This is a genomic window from Cupriavidus sp. H19C3, from assembly GCF_049393815.1.
Lineage (GTDB): Bacteria > Pseudomonadota > Gammaproteobacteria > Burkholderiales > Burkholderiaceae > Cupriavidus.
Genome location: NZ_CP184987.1, coordinates 35,628 through 53,049, shown reverse-complemented (window position 1 = coordinate 53,049; position 17,422 = coordinate 35,628). Strand labels below are relative to the sequence as shown.

The window sequence follows — 17,422 nt, the reverse complement described above, 5'->3', positions numbered from 1 at the left end:
GGCGAGTATACGCTTAGCGCCAACTAAAAGGCCCGCCGCATCCAAGCTGGCAGGATGTCTACGCGATACTGGTCCCTGACGGTGGCGCCTTTAAGTTACATACGCTCATGGGTTAAAAAAATAATCTCCTTTATAGATTGATAAGCGAGTATGCTGAAACTGGGATCTGCAAGCAAGCAGGAGGCCTCATGGAAAAAATTCAACTGTGAGGTAATCGTGACGTGAAGAAAACAAAAAAATCAAAAAAATTCTGCCTCACCAAAAACTAATTTAATACGGTTCGGCTACGTGTGCTCGGTAGCGATGTGGGGACAGAATAAGTCATAGGATCAAACAGAGCACATTAAATTTCTGGTGTCGCTCAAGGTGATACAAATTCCCTTAACGAAAGACGGTCAATAATGGAGGCATATTATGATCGATGCCGAAGCCCACACATTCCGCGGGCTGCCACTCACCGCGGAACAGGACGCGGAAATTCGCCACTATCAAAACAAAAAGACAAGGCTGGGAAAACCGTGGGACACAGCAGAACTCAACGAAATGCTGGAAGATATGCTGCTACCTCCGAAGACCGAGGATAGCCTACAGGAAGAATCCCTTCTCGGCGCGTCTACAGCAGCGGAGCGTGCAGCATCATTCGTTGACGAGGCCGCAGAGCCGATTACTTCATATGAAGACTTGAAGGCCGCTATCGAAACGGAGGGGATGAAAGGCGAGACGCGCTAATGTCGGATACAAGACGCAGATGGAGCCGTCACGCATAGCGAGTGGCGAGTGGCGTCCCCGGGAGCAAAGATTATGGAAAGAGCGATAAAGAACAAGGCAGAAATACGGGCAATGGTCCGCGCGGCGCAAGACCACATCGCCGTCTGCTCGGGCACGTGCTTTGGTGATGTTCATTGGCATCTGGCCGACGTAGACGGATGCAATTGGTCCATTTCTACGATGGAGGGCGAATCTGGAGCCGCATGCCTGAAGGCTCTAAAGCCCTACATCGATCAGTTGCGGCAACGTTTCAATATCTACGAAGACGCGAAGGGATAGCGACACTCACCCCTCTCGGATCTACGAGGTACCGGGGCGGTCACAATCTCTCGGTGCCTTTCGGAGATTCTAGCCGGTCAACGCATGGATGTTCCCCCCATACTTCCGGACACCGAATCACACCAGGGTTGATGATTCCACTATGCATCTGAACTCGCGAGGCGAGCGTGACCCTTCCGATTTGAGTGGCTAGCGACACTTCCACTCTGGCACATCGATGCCTCACCGGTGGGGGCGTCCGTCCCATTGCGTCGCCAGACTCTTGTCTGGAAGGCTTTCTGCCACAACGGAACACTATCGTATGTCACTCCTCAGCGATGAGGAAGCGATTCGGGCTTTTGCCAAGCCAAGCAGGCTTTTTCCCGCGACCCGACCAAGTCTTACCTGTCTTGGGGTCGCGATACTTCGGCGGCAGTGGCGCCTTCGCTCGAGTCGCACCACCAGGGGTACTTCTAGCTGGACGGCCCCGGCGGCGCTTGCCTTGGATCTCCTCAATGGAAAGACCATAGTCAGCCATCAGGCTACGAATTTTCTCAATAACGCTTGTCACTTCATTTGCACGTACTTCCGCGAGCTGGGCCTCGAGAGCCTGCTTTTGCGCAATCAGTTGCTGGTAAGTCGCCATGTTTCACCTTGCTAAGGTTTATTTGAACCAGGACGAGTTATACCTCATCTATGTGGCGATGGGCAATACTTTTTTCATCGCTTTATTAAGTTTTGCTGATTTTTTCTCTGCATTATGAGAAATCTAATCTCGATGAGCCTGTTACATAATGAACCTTGCAACCGGATTTTTGACGTCCCAGCTGACAGATACCAACTTCTCTGATTCGTGCACGACCAGAGAGGAAATTGATACGTATCAAGATATGAAGCTTGACGATAGCCAGTAATGGCCAATGCGGCTTTCTGCGCGTCGTGAACGTGCCAGAAGATGATCGCATCAACGGACTATCTTAAAATAAGGGATAGTCTTTTGCCTATCAGCAAGCCTAGTCATTACGTGGAACCCATCGAAATTCTGACCGAGCCGGAGCGCCGTCGTCGGCGCACGGCGCAGGAAAAATCGCTATCGTACAGGAGACGCTGGCCCCTAGCGCCTCGGTGTCTGGCGTGGCCCGGCGGCATGGCGTGAATCCGAATCAGGCGTTCGGCTGGCGCAAGCAATACCAGGAAGGCAGTCTGGCAGCGGTGCAAGCTGGCGAAACTGTAGTCCCGGCATCGGAGCTGGCCGCCGCGATCAAGGAAATCAAGGAACTGCAGCTCCTGCTTGGGAAGAAGACGATGGAAGTCGAGATCCTGAAGGAGGCTGTTGATGGGGCCGCGCAACAGTGTGGTACCGGTTCATCCAGGCTGATTACGTCGCCGCAACGATCCCTTGACGCGCTTTCCGGGAAAACCGCGGCAATCACATCGGAACGTTGTAGCGACCATCTAACGGCATGTTGTGGCGCGAAGGTGACCACGAAGACGGCAACGAAACAGCTGGCCTGACTCCCCATTCAGAAGGAAATCTATTGACAGCAATTAGACGACAAGCGCGTGTATCGGGTCATGCGCGACCATCATTTGTTGCTGCGCCGTCCCGGCGTGCGCCGAGACACTCGGCGGCACGACGGCCGCGTAGCCGTGGACACGAGCAATAGCCGCTGGTGCTCCGACGGATTCGAGTTCCGGTGCGACGACGGCACGCCGTTGCGCGTGACCTTCGCACTGGATTGCTGCGACCGAGAAGCGATTAGCTGGGCGGCAACGACTGGCGGCCATAGCGGGGACGTGGTGCGCGACGTCATGCTGGCTGCCGTCGAACAGCGCTTCGGCACCACGCATGCCCCGCAGCCCATCGAATGGCTTACGGACAACGGCTCGGCCTACATCGACCACCGCACGAGCAGCTTCGCTCGCGAACTGGGCCTGGAGCCGCTGACCACGCCGGTACGTTCACCGCAGAGCAATGGCATGGCCGAATCGTTCGTGAAGACCATGAAGCACAACTACGTCGCCTATATAGACAAAGCCGACGTGCCAACGGCACTCTCTCGCCTGGCCATTGCGTTTGAACACTACAATGAGCGCCACCCGCACAAAGCCCTGAAATATCGCTCACCTCGCGAGTTCAGACGGACTGCGGTTTCATCAACCTAGCGGTGTCTGCGTATCCTGAGGTACAGGGGCAACTCCAGTCTCTGTGTTGTAAGGGTTCTGGTATTGGCAAGTACCCGCATCTAGACTGGTAGATGCAACGACATCCCCGCATTTTTTTTGCGTCTGGTTGCCAGTCACATCGACTCATCCCTCCATTAACGTACCTGAGCTTTGCGTCATGAGATTGCCCCATCGGGCGAGGGATTTCTCACGGATGCGGGCCAGGCATGCCTGTTCTGCCGCCGTGTCCCGCAATATGGTTCGGTATCTCGTTCGGTGTCGGCGGTACAGGACCTGCGGCACCACTCTGAATATCTTTCGGCAGGCAAGTGGTAGCGGTTGACCGTGCGAGTGAGGTAGCCCAATGCGTACTCTTCTTTATTTCATGTTGAATGATGTGGCCACTGCGAGATTGACGCTGTCTCGACTCACCAGCCTGTTCGACGGACCGGCCCTTGGTGATGGACCGTGGTTCGCCCACCGGGACAATCAACCGGTCGAGGGCTTGCCCCGGATCGAGATTGGCCAGACCACGTATCGCGAGCAGGCCGCTATCGGTGGATTTGTCATCGGCGCCCTGGCGGTCGTGAGCCTGATGCTCACCCGTGGGACGTTCCATGGTCCGGCTGCAAGCGCAGTTGCTCTGCTCGGCGGCCTGATGCTTGGTGGCGTGATCGGCTGGTGGATTGGCGGATTGCTTGGTGTACGGGTCCGGCGTCTCAAGCTGACCACCCGCAAGCTTCCGGTGGTGCCAGGACAGATCCTGATGATCGCCAATTGCGATGCGAAGTCCCGGGACTTGCTCAGGCGGACGGTCCATGATCTAGGTGGCGTCAGCGTGGACGAACACAATGACGTCCTACCGAATTTCAGATGGGTGTAAGGATCTTTGATTCGTTGGGAAGACGAGGGGCACAAGGATGCGATTCATGCGTACATGATCGAACGAAAGAACTCAGAAAGGGGACGGTCATGCGAAGACGTGTCATTGTTGGTGACCCCGCTGTCCAGACACATAGTGGGTCGAAACCTCCGCTTCGAATCAGGAAACGGCTCACTGGTTGGCGGATGCTTGTAGTCAAGGGGCGCCCCGCGCGTCATCACTGGATCATAGGAGCCCACCATGGCACTGAATTTCCCTAATCCCAGCCGTAGCTATGATGCGGTGCGGCACTGCGTATGCTTCTGGGGCTACGACAATGCCCGCGAGGTCGCGTTCCAGGTCACTGACAATATCCTTTTGCGCATGAGTCAGAAGGTGGTTTCCGAAGAATCGGCCTTTCTAGCTACATTCGACCACCATCGCGAACAGATATTGCTGCTGGCAAAAAAAATATATACGCCTGGCGAGCGCACTACATACACCATTTCGTAATGGCGGCAGCTTGCAGGCAGAGCAGCAAGCTGCCGCAACCTTTGCACCTCAATTCGCCAACAGGTCAGGCAACAAGCGATCAAACGCCTGCTTCACGACCGCGTAGATTCGCATACGCGTTTTTCCAGTCCGATCAATGGTCCCATCCATGAACCTGAAGCTGGCTCTCACCTTCCCGTTGCGCGCATTTGGCTCGCCTGCCTTGCCGTCACCCTGGGATAGCACAGCGCCGGTGCGGGAGGAGTTGTTCGGCATCGAACGGCTGGAGCAGCACGCGCAAAGCCTCGCTGCGGCGCAGGCGGTCACCACGCGGCCTCCACGCGTTTTGTCCCTACACCGCCGGCTCAAGGACAATGCCGCTGTCCTGCTGGCAGCCTATCGGGCCAGCGCTGCCGAGTTGGAAGACGGCGCGGAGGTAGCACCGGCGGCGGTATGGCTGCTCGACAACTATCACATCGTCGAGGCACAGATCCGAGAGATCCGGGACGACCTTTCACCCGGCTACTATCGCCAGTTGCCCAAGCTCGCCGACGGGCCCTTCACAGGCTATCCGCGCGTCTTCGGGGTGGCCTGGGCCTTTGTCGCTCACACCGACAGCTACCTCGATCCCGACATCCTGCGCCGCTTTATAGCCGCCTATCAGCGCGTCCAGCCGCTGACGATCGGCGAGTTGTGGGCGGTTGCGATCACGCTGCGCATTGTCCTGGTCGAGAACCTGCGCAGGCTCACCGGGCAGATCACCGCCGGCCGAGCTGCCCGCGCCGATGCGGATGCGCTGGCCATGCGGCTGCTGGCCACAGGGGGCGCCCGTACCGCACTCGAAACGGATATTGCCGCACGCCCTGCCGCGCCGCTGTCTGAGTTGTTCGCCGCGCAACTCGCCAGGCGCCTGCGCGACCAGGACCCGAGAACCATGCCGGCACTGGGCTGGCTTGAGAAGCGCCTCGGGCTGCAGGGTACTTCGATCGATGAGGTGGTGCTGCACGCGCAGCAGCGGCAAGGCGCCTCCAACGTGACGGTACGCAACATCATCACGAGCATGCGGCTGATATCCGATATCGACTGGGCTGAGTGGTTCGAGAGTGTCAGCCTGGTCGACACGCGGCTGCGCGCGGGCAGCGCATTTGCCGACATGGATTTTCCGACCCGCAACCTGTACCGCAACGCAATCGAGGAACTCGCGCGCGGTGCCTCGTGCCCGGAACTCAGGGTTGCCGATCTGGCGCTCAGCGCCACCCCAATGGCGGCGTCCTCAGCTGGTGAGGTGGACGATAGGGTCGACACGACGGAGGCCAGTGGCCAGGCCGATCCGGGCTATCACCTGATCGGCCTAGGCCGATGCGCGTTCGAACGCGCCGTCGGGTTTCGCGCCCCACCCCGCCTCTGGATCAGCCGCTTTAGCAAGCAACTGGGCATCGGCGGCTACGTCGGAGCACTCCTGCTCGCCACGGCCAGCCTGCTAGCCCTTGCGCTATGGATCTTGCCGGCTGCCAGCTTGGCGCCCGGCTGGCTTGCCCTGTTGGGCCTGATCTGGATCGTACCGGCCAGCGAGATCGCTGCGACGCTGGTCAATCGCGCGGTTGCAGGGCGACTGACCGCGACGATCCTGCCCGGACTGGAACTCAAGGCCGGTATTCCTGCCTCGCTGCGTACGCTGGTGGTGGTGCCGACGCTGCTGAGCAGCGAGTCCGAGCTGCGCGAGCAGATCGAGCGGTTGGAGGTCCACCACCTCTCTGGTGCCAGCGGTGACTTGACCTTTGCCCTGCTGACCGATGGCGTCGACGCGGATCACGAAGTGCTACCTGATGACTGCCGTCTGCTCGCCATCGCCAGCGAGGCTATCGCCCTGCTGAACCAGCGCCACGGCCCTGCCCCGACCGGCGACCGCTTTCTGCTACTGCACCGCCGGCGGATTTTCAATGCTGTGCAAGGCCGGTGGATGGGCTGGGAGCGTAAGCGCGGCAAGCTGCATGAATTGAACCGCCTGCTGCGCGGAGCCATCGACACCAGTTATGTGGCCGTGAACGGCCAAGCGCCCCAGGTGCCGGCCGGTGTGCGCTACGTCATCACCCTGGATGCCGATACGCGGCTGCCGCGCGACGCCGCGCTGCGGCTGATCGGCAAAATGTCCCATCCGCTGAACCGGCCACGGTTCGACGCAGAGCGGCGGCGCGTTGTGGACGGCTACGGCATTCTCCAGCCGCGTGTCACGCCGTCGCTGCCGATCTCCCGTGAGGGGTCGGTCTTCCAGCGCGTTTTCTCCGGGCCGGGCGGCATCGATCCGTACGCGGCGGCGGCCTCCGACATCTACCAAGATCTCCTTGGCGAGGGCTCGTTTACAGGAAAGGGCATCTATGATGTGGATGCCTTTGAAGCCGCGCTCAGTGGCCGGGTGCCGGAGAACGCGCTGCTAAGCCATGACCTGTTCGAAGGGGTGTTCGCGCGTGCCGGACTGGCCTCCGACGTCGAGGTGATCGAGGATTTCCCCGCGCGCTACGACGTGGCGGTTAGGCGCCAGCACCGCTGGACACGTGGCGACTGGCAACTTCTAGGCTGGATCCTCGGGCACCACACGGGCATCCGCGCTGTGCCCGCCATCGGCCGCTGGAAGATGCTGGACAACCTGCGCCGCTCTCTACTCGCTCCACTGCTGCTCCTGAGTATCGTGCTGTGCTGGTTCATTCCCTTGCCGTTGGCGGTAGTGGGAACTGTCCTGCCACTGTCTGCCCTGGTCATTCCAGCCGTGCTGCCTTGCTTCCTGTCCGGGCTTCGGCACCGCAGCGGCATGCGGCTGCGCAACCACGTACACACATTGTTCGCAGACCTGCGGCTAGCCGCCATGCAGATTCTCCTGGGGCTGGCTTTCTTGCCTGACCAGGCCTGGCGGACGGTTGACGCTATCTCCCGGACGCTGGCACGGCTGTTCTACACACACCGCCATCTGCTAGAGTGGACCACCGCCGCGCAGTCTGCCACGCGCCCGCGATTGGACCTGGCCGGCTTCTACCGGCTGATGGCCGGTGGCACCATGTTCGCGCTGTCAATGGCCGCGGCCAGCGTGGGACTGTTTCCATCGTCATGGCCACTTGTGCTGCCCTTTGTCTTGCTATGGCTGATAGCGCCGGCTCTTGCTCTATGGACGAGTCGCGCGCCGACCGTTGCGCGCCGCTTCGCGTTGCCGGAGGCCGAGGCGCTGGCGCTGCGCCTCACCGCGCGCCGCACCTGGCGCTTCTTCGAGACCTTCGTCACCCCGGCGGACAACATGCTGCCACCGGACAACTTCCAGGAGACGCCGAGGCCAGTGTTGGCGCACCGGACCTCGCCTACCAATATCGGGCTCTACCTGTTGTCGGCCATCGCCGCACGCGACTTCGGCTGGGCCGGGACCACCGAAACGGTCGAGCGCATGGAAGCGGCGTTCGGCGCGATGCACAAGCTGCCGCGTTACCGGGGCCACTTCCACAACTGGTACGAAACGCTGAGCCTGCAACCACTGCATCCTGCTTATATTTCGTCGGTCGACAGCGGCAACTTAGCCGCACACCTAATCGCGGTCGCCAACGCTTGCGAGGAATGGATAGACGCTGACGCGACTGGTACTCGCGATGGCCTTGCGGACACCGCGCGGCTTGCGAGCGAGGCGCTGGCGGCGCTGCCCTTTGCACACAGCGGACCTGGACGACAGCTTAGCGCACTTTTGACCGAGATTGACACCGCGCTGAACGGCACGCTCTCCACCGAGATCCGGTCACCGGCGCTCAAGCGCCTCGGGGAGAAGACCGTTAGGTTGATGCATGACATCCAGCCTCACGCTGACGATGACAGCTTTGCCGACCTAGTCTTCTGGGCCGGGGCGTTGCGGCACGCCGTGGCCGAGCATGAGCGCGACCAGTTGCTGCAGGCCGACGCACCGCGGGCGCTCACCCCCAGGCTAACGGCACTCGCCCATACTGCACGCGAATTTGCGCTGGCCATGGACTTTGCTTTCATGCTCGATCCGGCGCGCCAGCTGTTGTCGATCGGCTATTCGCTTGCCGACAACCGGCCCGATGCCAGCTGCTACGACCTGCTCGCCTCTGAAGCGCGACTCGCCAGCTTGTTCGCCATTGCCAAGGGGGACGTGTCGACCCCGCACTGGTTCCGGCTGGGGCGCATTGCAACGCCGCTAGGCAAGGGCTCGGCACTGATCTCGTGGTCAGGCTCGATGTTCGAGTACCTGATGCCATCGCTGGTAATGCGAGCCCCCGCGGGCAGCCTGCTTGAACAGACAGCGCGCATGGTGGTGGCGCGCCAGCAGGGCTACGGGCAGTCGCTGGGGATTCCCTGGGGCGTATCCGAATCGGCCTACAACGCCCGCGACAAGGCATTCACCTACCAGTACTCGAACTTCGGCGTGCCCGGCCTTGGGCTCAAGCGTGGTTTGTCCGAGAACGCGGTAATCGCCCCTTATGCCACGGGACTGGCGGCCATGGTCGATCCGAAGGCTGCCTGCGACAACTACCGTCGCCTGGCCGAACTCGGCGCCCTTGGACGCTACGGATTCTACGAGGCGCTGGATTACACGCGCACGCGTTTGGCCGGCGGCGAGACGGTCGCCATTGTGCGCAGCTTCATGGCGCACCACCAAGGCATGACCATCGTTGCCATCGCAAATGCACTGCAAGGTGGCCGCATGCGCGAGCGCTTCCATCGCGAGCCGATGATCCAGGCCTGCGAACTACTGCTTCAGGAACGCATGCCGCGTAACGTCGCCTTGGCGCCTCCACGCGCCGAGGAAGTGAAGGTCTCGGCTGCCGCAGTGCAGCCGCAGGACGCCGCAGTGCGGCGGTTCACGGCGCCGATAACTGGCAAGCCAGTCACCCATCTGCTGTCCAACGGACGCTACACCGTGATGCTGACCACCACGGGAATGGGCTACAGCCGCTGGCGGGACCTAGCGGTGACACGCTGGCGGGAAGATGCCACCCGCGACGATTCGGGTTCCTTCATCTTCCTGCGCGATACGCAAAGCGGCATCACCTGGTCTGCTAGCGCGCAAACGGCGATCGATGACGAACGCGGCGGCGAAGTGGCGTTCGCCGAGGATTGCGCCGAGTTCATCCGGCACCACGGCAGCCTGACAACCATCCTGGAAGTCCTGGTTTCCGGCGAGGACGACGGCGAGGTTCGCCGCGTATCGCTGGTCAACAATGGGCGCCGACCACGTGAGATCGAGGTGACCTCCTACGCTGAGGTAGCGCTTGCCACGCGCGCGTCCTATGACGCGCATCCCGCCTTCTCCAGAATGTTCATCCAGACCGGGCACCTGCCGGAGTCGGGCGCGCTTACCGCGACACGCCGCCTACGTTCGCCCGCGGAGCCACAGGTGTGGGCGGCCCACTTCAGCGTTGTGGAAGGCGACCTTGTCGCCGAACCGCAGTATGAGTCCGACCGGACGCGCTTTCTCAAGGACGGCCGTACGCCCGCCGCGTGCGCGGTCGTCACAGCAGGACTGCCGCTCTCAAATACGGTCGGCACAGTGCTCGACCCGATCTTCTCGCTCAGGCAGCGCGTGCAGATTGCGTCCGGAGGCAGCGCGCGGGTAACCTTCTGGACCGTCATTGCGTCGTCGCATGCCGATCTGCTGGCCCTGATCGACAAGCATCAGGACCGCCACGCGTTCGACCGGGCCAAGATGTTGGCCTGGACGCAGGCCCAGGTCGAGCTCCGCCACCTAGACGTCGACGCGGCAGAAGCGGCTGACTTCCAGCGCCTCGCGGCTCCGCTGCTCTACGCAGATGCCCGCTTCCGGGCCCCGCCCGACACGATCCTGCGCGGCGGGGGGCCGCAGTCGGGACTATGGCCGATGGCGATTTCCGGCGACTTACCGATTGTCCTCCTGCGCATCGACGAAATCGGGGACATCATCCAGGTTCGTCAGTTGCTGCGCGCCCACGAATACTGGCGCATGAAGGGGCTTGTGGTCGATCTGGTCATCGTCAACGAGCGCGCCTCGTCCTATATCCAGGATCTGCAGATAGCGATCGAGACCGCGGTTCGCAGCAGCCATTCGCAAAGCCAGACGGGCGAGGAAGCGGTGCGTGGATCGGTCTATACCTTGCGTGCCGACATGATGACTCCTGAAGCCCGCGCCCTGCTTCAGTCGGTAGCGCGCGTCGCGCTGATTGCCCGACGCGGTTCCATCGCAGACCAGCTCGCCCGCCTGCCCGGCGTGGCGGCCCCGCTTGCCGTTCCGGCCCAGCGCCGCCAGCGCGCGCCACCGTCACTGCCACCTGTGCCGGCGCATCCCGAGCTCGAGTTCTTCAACGGCCTGGGTGGCTTCGATCAGGACGGCAGGGAATATGTCGTGGTGCAGAACGCCGAGCGGTCGACCCCTGCTCCATGGATCAATGTGATCGCGAATCCAGGCTTCGGCTTCCACGTCTCGGCCAGCGGCAGCGGCTACACCTGGGCGGAAAACAGCCGCGACAACCAGCTGACGCCCTGGTCCAATGACGCTGTCGCTGACCCCTGTGGCGAGGCAGTCTATGTCCGCGACGAGGACAGCTTCCAGGTCTGGAGCGCCACCGCGCAGCCGATCCGGGACCAAGGCACCTACACCGCACGCCATGGCCACGGCTACAGTTGCTTCGCGCATGAGGCCGACGGGGTCGCACTGTCGCTGCTGCAATACGTCGCGTTGGACGATCCCATCAAGATATCGCGCTTGACGATATGCAATCTTTCAGGAAATCCCCGCCGCCTTAGCGTGACAGCCTATACGGAATGGGTGCTTGGCACCTCCCGGGGCGCCTCGGCGCCGTTTATCGCCACGGCGCAGGACCAGGCCACCGGAGCCATCCTGATCCGCAACTCGTGGAGCACGGCGTTTGCGGGTCGCGTGGCCTTTGCCGATCTTGGCGGCAGGCAGACCGCCTGGACTGCCGATCGTACCGAATTCCTGGGCCGGAATGGCGGCCCTGAAGCCCCTGCCGCGCTGCTCGGCGAGGCAACCCTGTCCGGTTCTACCGGCGCGGGCCTGGACCCCTGTACGGCCTTGCAGTGCCAGGTCGAGCTCGGTGCCGGCGAGACTGTCGAAATCGTTTCGTTCATCGGACAATGCGCCTCGGCTGGGGAAGCGAGCGCGCTGCTTGCGCGCTATCGCAAGACGGACCTTGACCTCGTGCTCGCGACGGTAACCCGGCATTGGCGGACCATACTTGGCGCGGTTCAGGTGACGACACCAGACCGCGCCATGGACATCATGCTCAACGGCTGGCTGCTCTATCAAACGCTCGCCTGCCGCATCTGGGCGCGATCAGCCTTTTACCAGGCTAGCGGAGCCTACGGCTTCCGAGACCAGTTACAGGACCACATGGCGCTCGCCATTGCCAGTCCCGACGCCACGCGGCGGCATCTGCTGCGCGCCGCCGGGCGGCAGTTCGTCGAAGGCGACTTCCAGCACTGGTGGTTGCCGCATTCTGGACAAGGCGTGCGAACACGGATCTCCGATGACCGCGTGTGGCTGCCATTTGCGGTCGCCAGCTATATTGCCAGCTCCGATGACACAACCGTGCTGGACCAGATGGTGCCGTTCCTGGAGGGCCAGCTCCTGGACCCAGCCGAAGCCGAGGCCTTCTTCCAGCCGATGGTCTCAGATGAATCGGCTTCGCTGTTCGAGCATTGCGCACGCAGTCTCGACAGTTGCATTGCACTGTCCGGCGAGCACGGGCTGCCGCTGATCGGCGGCGGCGACTGGAACGATGGCATGAACCTTGTCGGGGCCGGTGGCAAGGGCGAGAGCGTCTGGCTGGGCTGGCTCCTGCTACGTACCCTTGTCATGTTTGCGCCGCTGGCGCAGACCCGCGATGCCGGGCGAGCAAGCCGCTGGCGTGCGCACGCCGCCTTGCTGCGCGAGGCGCTGGAGCGAGACGCGTGGGATGGCGCCTGGTATCGCCGCGCGACCTTCGACGACGGCACCTGGCTGGGGTCCAAAGACCGCGAGGAATGCCGGATCGATGCCATTGCGCAGTCCTGGGCCGTGCTGTCTGGCGCAGCGGATCCTGTCCGTGCCCGTGCGGCGATGGCCTCGCTGGACAAGTACCTGGTGCGCCGGGAGGACGGGCTTGCGCTGCTGCTCACGCCGCCATTCGACAACGGCACGCTTGACCCCGGCTACATCAAAGGTTACCCGCCCGGCCTGCGCGAGAACGGCGGGCAGTATAGTCATGCCGCAATGTGGGCAGTCCTTGCATTCTCCAGGCTCGCAGATGCCGATATGGCCGTAGAACTGCTCTCGCTACTCAATCCGATCAACCATGCACTGACATCGGTTGCAATCGAGCGCTACAAGGTCGAGCCCTATGTGGTTGCGGCCGACGTCTACTCTGTGCCACCTCACATCGGCCGCGGCGGATGGACCTGGTACACGGGTGCCGCGGGCTGGATGTATCGCGCCGGGCTGGAGGGCATCCTCGGCATCCGAAGAGAAGGAGGTCGCCTGATCGTTGCCCCCTGCATTCCGGCCTCGTGGCCTGGCTTCAAGGCCACCGTTAACGTGGCATCGACCCGTTACCAGATTAGCGTGGATGCGCGATGGAAGCGCGCAGATGGTGTCTCGCAGGCACTTCTCGACGGCGTCGGCATCCCATTTACCGACGGCCTAGCCAGCGCCCCGTTGGATGGGGGCGAGCACGCGCTGGTGGTCCAGCTTTGATGTCCTGCCCGCCTCCTTGCCGGGAGTGCCCGGCACCGGACAGACGCGCGCCAAGCGAACTGCGGCATCCGGATGCCCGCGGACTCTAGTTGTTGGAGCCATGCCTCCATCTCGCCAATACAGCTGTTCAGAAGGACAAGATCCCTCAATTTTATCCCGTTACTCCCTGCCCACGTCCTCCAGGAGAGTAAGCTTGGGAAAGCCCTGCCCGATAACTTTAGCGAACGGCCCCAACGCGATCAGGCCCCAGTCGAGTCCGGATCACGGCGCCTCTGAGCATCACAAAGCCAACTTCGGTGCAACGAGTCCAATGTCAGGAATGAGAGACAACACCGAAACGAAGAGCAACTAAGTTATCCGGTGCGACGACGCACCCTCATGTCAGCCTGGATCAGGCTTATCGCTTCGAGCCTGCTCCGCACCATTTCATAACGAACGGTAACAATGACGTTTAATCATCTACTGGCCAAGTTAGATCTTACGAATACAGTGCGCCTTAGTTCGGAACGAGAATGAGCCTTCCAATCGACCGCCTCGGCCACCAGCTCCATCTTCTTCGACGCTGAGTTAATGCCTCATTTCCATGAAAACTTTTCATTGTAGTCGGTGTGAACATATTGTCTTTTTTGAGAACACGTTCTGCAATAGATGTCATGCATTACTGGGCTACATTCCCGCATGTCGAGAGATGTGCGCGTTCGAAGGTAACGACGAAAATGGTTGGACACCGCTAGCCACCTTCACGACTATTTTTTATCGCCGATGCCTAAATTATTCGCGCGAGAATGTGTGCAACTGGATGATCCCCGCTAGCGACCCAAGTGAACTCTGCGACTCGTGCCGCCTCACGCGGATCATCCCGACAATGTCTAATTCCAAAAATCGCTTGTACTGGTATCGTCTTGAGCAAGCGAAGCGACGGCTACTCTTCACCTTATCAGCGATCGGCTTGCCCGTTTATTTCCCAGATTCGGTCACAGACGGGCCTTTAACCTTCGATTTTCTTGAGGATTATTCCGGCGGTGAAGCGGTAATGACGGGTCACACCAACGGTCGGATAGTCATCAATCTTCGAGAAGCAGACGATATTGAGCGCGAGAAAATCCGAGAATGGGCCGGTGAAGGCTATCGGACCGTACTCGGGCACATGAGGCACGAGTCCGGGCATTTTTATTTCACGCATCTTATAGCAGAAACGAAGCGTGTAGGGGCCTTTCGCCTGAAGTTTGGAGACGAGCGCGCAAGCTATACGGAATGCTTAAATAGACACTACACGCGGGATATGCAGTCCGGCGAACGACTTGGCTTTATTAGCGACTACGCTAGCATGCATCCGCTGGAGGATTGGGCCGAGACATGGTCCCATTACCTACATATGATAGATGCAGTGGATACCGCGAACGGCTGCGGCTTGGCCTTGAGGCCAACCAATCCCTTAGACCCTACTACCATATGCGAGACGATAATCGAACGCTCAAGCTTTGACGCATTACTTTCACGATGGCAAGCAATAATCTACGCCGTCAATATTCTCAACCGGAGCCTGGGCCTCATGGATGCGTATCCTTTTTCGCTCTCAGTCGATGCCGTCGATAAGCTTCGTTTCGTGCATGACGTGATCGCGGAGACGCGATTGCCCTGCCAGTCCAAGGCACGTCCGCCCCTCTAAATTTATCATATCACCCCATTCCATGGATCAGGTCGATGGCGAATCGACCATAGTGATGAGCGGCTTGCTTGTCCGCAGCTTCCGTGAACTAATCATTAAAATAATCAACAGCGTCGCAAGACGACTCTTCATATCTTTTCTCTGTATAGCGGATCTACGCCGAGTATTAGCGCGTGCCGACTATACAATTGTCGCGCGCCCCCTTTGACGCCTACTGGAGTTAAACAACCATTCCACGGTAAAACCGCACAGTCAAGGGTACCGTCTACCTGACAGGTTTTGTCGTACAGTTTGTCCCGCAGCGCCTGCCCTATCGCAAGCCGGCACAGAGCTTCTGGGCTTTCGACGTTAGCGTCGCGGAGATGGTGCGTCCGCACTGAAAAACATCTCCGCCCCGTCCCAACGAAGCTGGTGAACCTAACGTCTGCAGGACTACGTTGATACGCATCGAAAAATCCTACAGCGATATGGTACACAGTGCCTTTTTCCCGTTCTGGCAAAGTGCAAAAGAAGCCAGTCGTTACAGCGGTCGCCGGCTTTGCTGAGCCTTCATCCAAAGGCTCACTTCGCGTTCGATTAGGTTGCACTTGGTCCTTGGGATAACAATCTGCGTTGAATAACTGGGTTCACGAAGCGAGCGGATGCACGCACATGATCACCGTCTATGAGAGCGATACGCGTCAACCGTGGACCAACGCGACCGCATGGAGCCTGCCAATACCTTTACTCCGGTACACCCCCCAGCAACGCGTGGGCTTTCGTCAACCGACCAGAAGCGATCCAGCAGCAGTGTACCTCCCCGGCGTATCGGGGTTGCGGACAGACGCACCAACCCAAATCGCTGAAGTTGAGTCCTGTTAGTCGATGTAGCGAGCCGTCGGGCAGCCGGAGAGAACATATATAGGCCCATATAAACAATCTTAGAGATGGTTTTCATGATGATATCCATGTGTCGAGCGACGTTGTAAGCGCCGCACTATTGCAGCTATTTGAACTGCCAAGAGGCGCGTAACCTCGATCCATGAGCGGCTCCAAATGGACTTGCACAACGGCTGCTACAGTGACGATGCAAACGCGAGCATGTCGCAGCGCACGGGCATCCGCATCGGCATCGGCATCGGCATCGGCATCGGCATCGGCATCGCACGACTGGTAAGTCACCGGTGTGAAAGCCTGCGGCGGACACCAGAAGATCGCGACAACACTTCTGTCTATCTGCCCGGGCACGCCGACGCGGGCCTTTCTCGTTCGACTTCGAAATTCTGGGAAGACGAGATTGTCTGGATTTTCTCCGGTTCCATCATCGCTCCCCTTGATGGCAACGTACACTTGTGGCTATTTGACGCGAAACTCCGCCGCGTTATTGCCCAACGGTGGGGACCAGGTTCACAGGCCGTGAAGCAAGCCGGCTATGTTTTAGCCCTACCTCACCTTGACAAACGTAGACATCCCGTCAATCGCAGCCCGGGCGGATGCCACGGCCATCGCAATCGCAACGTGGGGTGCGTTCGCGAAATGCTGGATCATCGGCGGCAAGCGTCTACGAGAGCCCATTCCTGTGCTGACCGGTGTGATCGTCACAGTGGCGAGGAAGCTCGGGTCTACGAGATCTAGCCCCTGAACTGCACCCGATGCGTTACGCACCCTCGCAGATACCCTGAAGCCTTTGTAGATTGCATTGTTCTGTTGCATGTTTGACCATCCTTTCAGTTATCCAGCACACGCGGGTATGCGCGATGTGTGCGTTTTACTTTTGCTGCAAAGGTCGAAACGTCTTCTCGAGCCTTTGCCTCCCCATAGTCTAGGGCCGCCTCGATGCTATTAAAATAATCGTTGCCGTCAATTAGATCGTAAGAATGCACACTGGCAAGGTCATTTCGGACAGCACTAGAATCCGTGCGGACGATCGTATAGTGAATTTTATATTCCTTCGCTTTAGCCAAGCGGAAATGGTCGCGACGCTCCTCCGCCTCGATAAAGATTTCGTACTCGTTAGCCGTGACATATCTTCGCATGCCAGGCCCGACGTCTAATTCGTCGCTCATTCGTCTGCTCCAAGAATCACGTCCACTGCTGCGCGCCCGGCAAGTTCAGCCACGAGGAAAGCCCAACGCCGAGAATAAGGTCCACCGAAGACCCTAATTCGCTGGCCAACGGCGGCGACGCCAGGCGGGCTCATAGGCCCCTCAACCTGGAACCAGACATCATACATGTCTCTAGATTCCACAAGGAGATCGACGTGGATATCGAATCCCCGATACTCGGTCACGCGATCCATGGTCATTTGCAATCTTCCCGGAGTGAAAATTTTCGCGGCAGTTGTCTCTGTGCGTACAAGCATGCGTTTAAAATTCTTCGTAAAGCTACGCTTTACCCGGCCATGCCAAAGTGAATCGATTGACCGCAGGTCCGGCCAGCCTTCTTTGGATGCACGACCGCAGTCGCGCAACGTGGCTAGGTCATCTTGCCGAAGCACACCAAGAAGCACGGC

General features: G+C 59.9%; 8 protein-coding genes and 2 pseudogenes. 8 read left to right on the top strand and 2 right to left on the bottom strand.

Annotated elements, in window-relative coordinates:
- The first annotated feature begins 414 nt into the window (after nt 1-414).
- On the top strand, nt 415-729 hold the full coding sequence (locus DFLDMN_RS31080; protein WP_423200774.1) for a hypothetical protein: 315 nt from the start codon (nt 415-417) through the stop codon (nt 727-729).
- 622 nt (nt 730-1,351) lie between these two features.
- Here DFLDMN_RS31080 and DFLDMN_RS31075 read toward each other — a convergent pair.
- On the bottom strand, nt 1,352-1,672 hold the full coding sequence (locus DFLDMN_RS31075) for an H-NS family nucleoid-associated regulatory protein (protein ID WP_423200773.1): 321 nt from the start codon (nt 1,670-1,672) through the stop codon (nt 1,352-1,354).
- Nucleotides 1,673-2,059: 387 nt separating this feature from the next.
- Between DFLDMN_RS31075 and DFLDMN_RS31070 the strand changes: the two are divergent.
- The 7 genes and pseudogenes from DFLDMN_RS31070 to DFLDMN_RS31040 all read left to right on the top strand — a co-directional run bounded on the left by DFLDMN_RS31070 (nt 2,060) and on the right by DFLDMN_RS31040 (nt 16,545).
- Nucleotides 2,060-3,192: pseudogene (locus tag DFLDMN_RS31070) on the top strand (IS3 family transposase).
- 364 nt (nt 3,193-3,556) lie between these two features.
- On the top strand, nt 3,557-4,075 hold the full coding sequence (locus DFLDMN_RS31065) for a hypothetical protein (RefSeq protein ID WP_423200772.1): 519 nt from the start codon (nt 3,557-3,559) through the stop codon (nt 4,073-4,075).
- A 240-nt stretch (nt 4,076-4,315) separates the two neighbouring features.
- Nucleotides 4,316-4,567 (top strand): DUF1488 domain-containing protein, encoded by a 252-nt coding sequence (locus DFLDMN_RS31060; RefSeq protein WP_423200771.1) that lies wholly within the window; start codon nt 4,316-4,318, stop codon nt 4,565-4,567.
- Nucleotides 4,568-4,715: 148 nt separating this feature from the next.
- Nucleotides 4,716-13,262 (top strand): GH36-type glycosyl hydrolase domain-containing protein, encoded by an 8,547-nt coding sequence (locus tag DFLDMN_RS31055; RefSeq protein ID WP_423200770.1) that lies wholly within the window; start codon nt 4,716-4,718, stop codon nt 13,260-13,262.
- A 583-nt stretch (nt 13,263-13,845) separates the two neighbouring features.
- A pseudogene (locus tag DFLDMN_RS31050) lies at nt 13,846-14,121 on the top strand (zinc-ribbon domain-containing protein); the annotation flags it as partial.
- Nucleotides 14,122-14,127: 6 nt separating this feature from the next.
- Nucleotides 14,128-14,931 carry a putative zinc-binding metallopeptidase gene (locus DFLDMN_RS31045; protein ID WP_423200803.1) on the top strand — a complete coding sequence of 268 codons (804 nt, stop codon included), beginning with the start codon at nt 14,128-14,130 and terminating at the stop codon, nt 14,929-14,931.
- Nucleotides 14,932-15,966: 1,035 nt separating this feature from the next.
- Nucleotides 15,967-16,545: a hypothetical protein gene (locus tag DFLDMN_RS31040; protein WP_423200769.1), complete on the top strand. Its 579-nt coding sequence runs from the start codon at nt 15,967-15,969 to the stop codon at nt 16,543-16,545.
- A gap of 92 nt (nt 16,546-16,637) precedes the next feature.
- Here DFLDMN_RS31040 and DFLDMN_RS31035 read toward each other — a convergent pair whose 3' ends face one another.
- Nucleotides 16,638-16,976, bottom strand: coding sequence for a hypothetical protein (locus DFLDMN_RS31035; RefSeq protein ID WP_423200768.1), 339 nt, complete (start codon nt 16,974-16,976; stop codon nt 16,638-16,640).
- Nucleotides 16,977-17,422: the final 446 nt, after the last annotated feature.

Bases quoted from the DNA above. Each gene is read 5' to 3' on its own strand.
- DFLDMN_RS31065 (WP_423200772.1), top strand. From the start codon at position 3,557: ATGCGTACTCTTCTTTATTTCATGTTGAATGATGTGGCCACTGCGAGA.
- DFLDMN_RS31040 (WP_423200769.1), top strand. From the start codon at position 15,967: ATGGACTTGCACAACGGCTGCTACAGTGACGATGCAAACGCGAGCATG.
- DFLDMN_RS31060 (WP_423200771.1), top strand. From the start codon at position 4,316: ATGGCACTGAATTTCCCTAATCCCAGCCGTAGCTATGATGCGGTGCGG.
- DFLDMN_RS31055 (WP_423200770.1), top strand. From the start codon at position 4,716: ATGAACCTGAAGCTGGCTCTCACCTTCCCGTTGCGCGCATTTGGCTCG.
- DFLDMN_RS31045 (WP_423200803.1), top strand. From the start codon at position 14,128: ATGTCTAATTCCAAAAATCGCTTGTACTGGTATCGTCTTGAGCAAGCG.
- DFLDMN_RS31075 (WP_423200773.1), bottom strand. From the start codon at position 1,672: ATGGCGACTTACCAGCAACTGATTGCGCAAAAGCAGGCTCTCGAGGCC.
- DFLDMN_RS31035 (WP_423200768.1), bottom strand. From the start codon at position 16,976: ATGAGCGACGAATTAGACGTCGGGCCTGGCATGCGAAGATATGTCACG.
- DFLDMN_RS31080 (WP_423200774.1), top strand. From the start codon at position 415: ATGATCGATGCCGAAGCCCACACATTCCGCGGGCTGCCACTCACCGCG.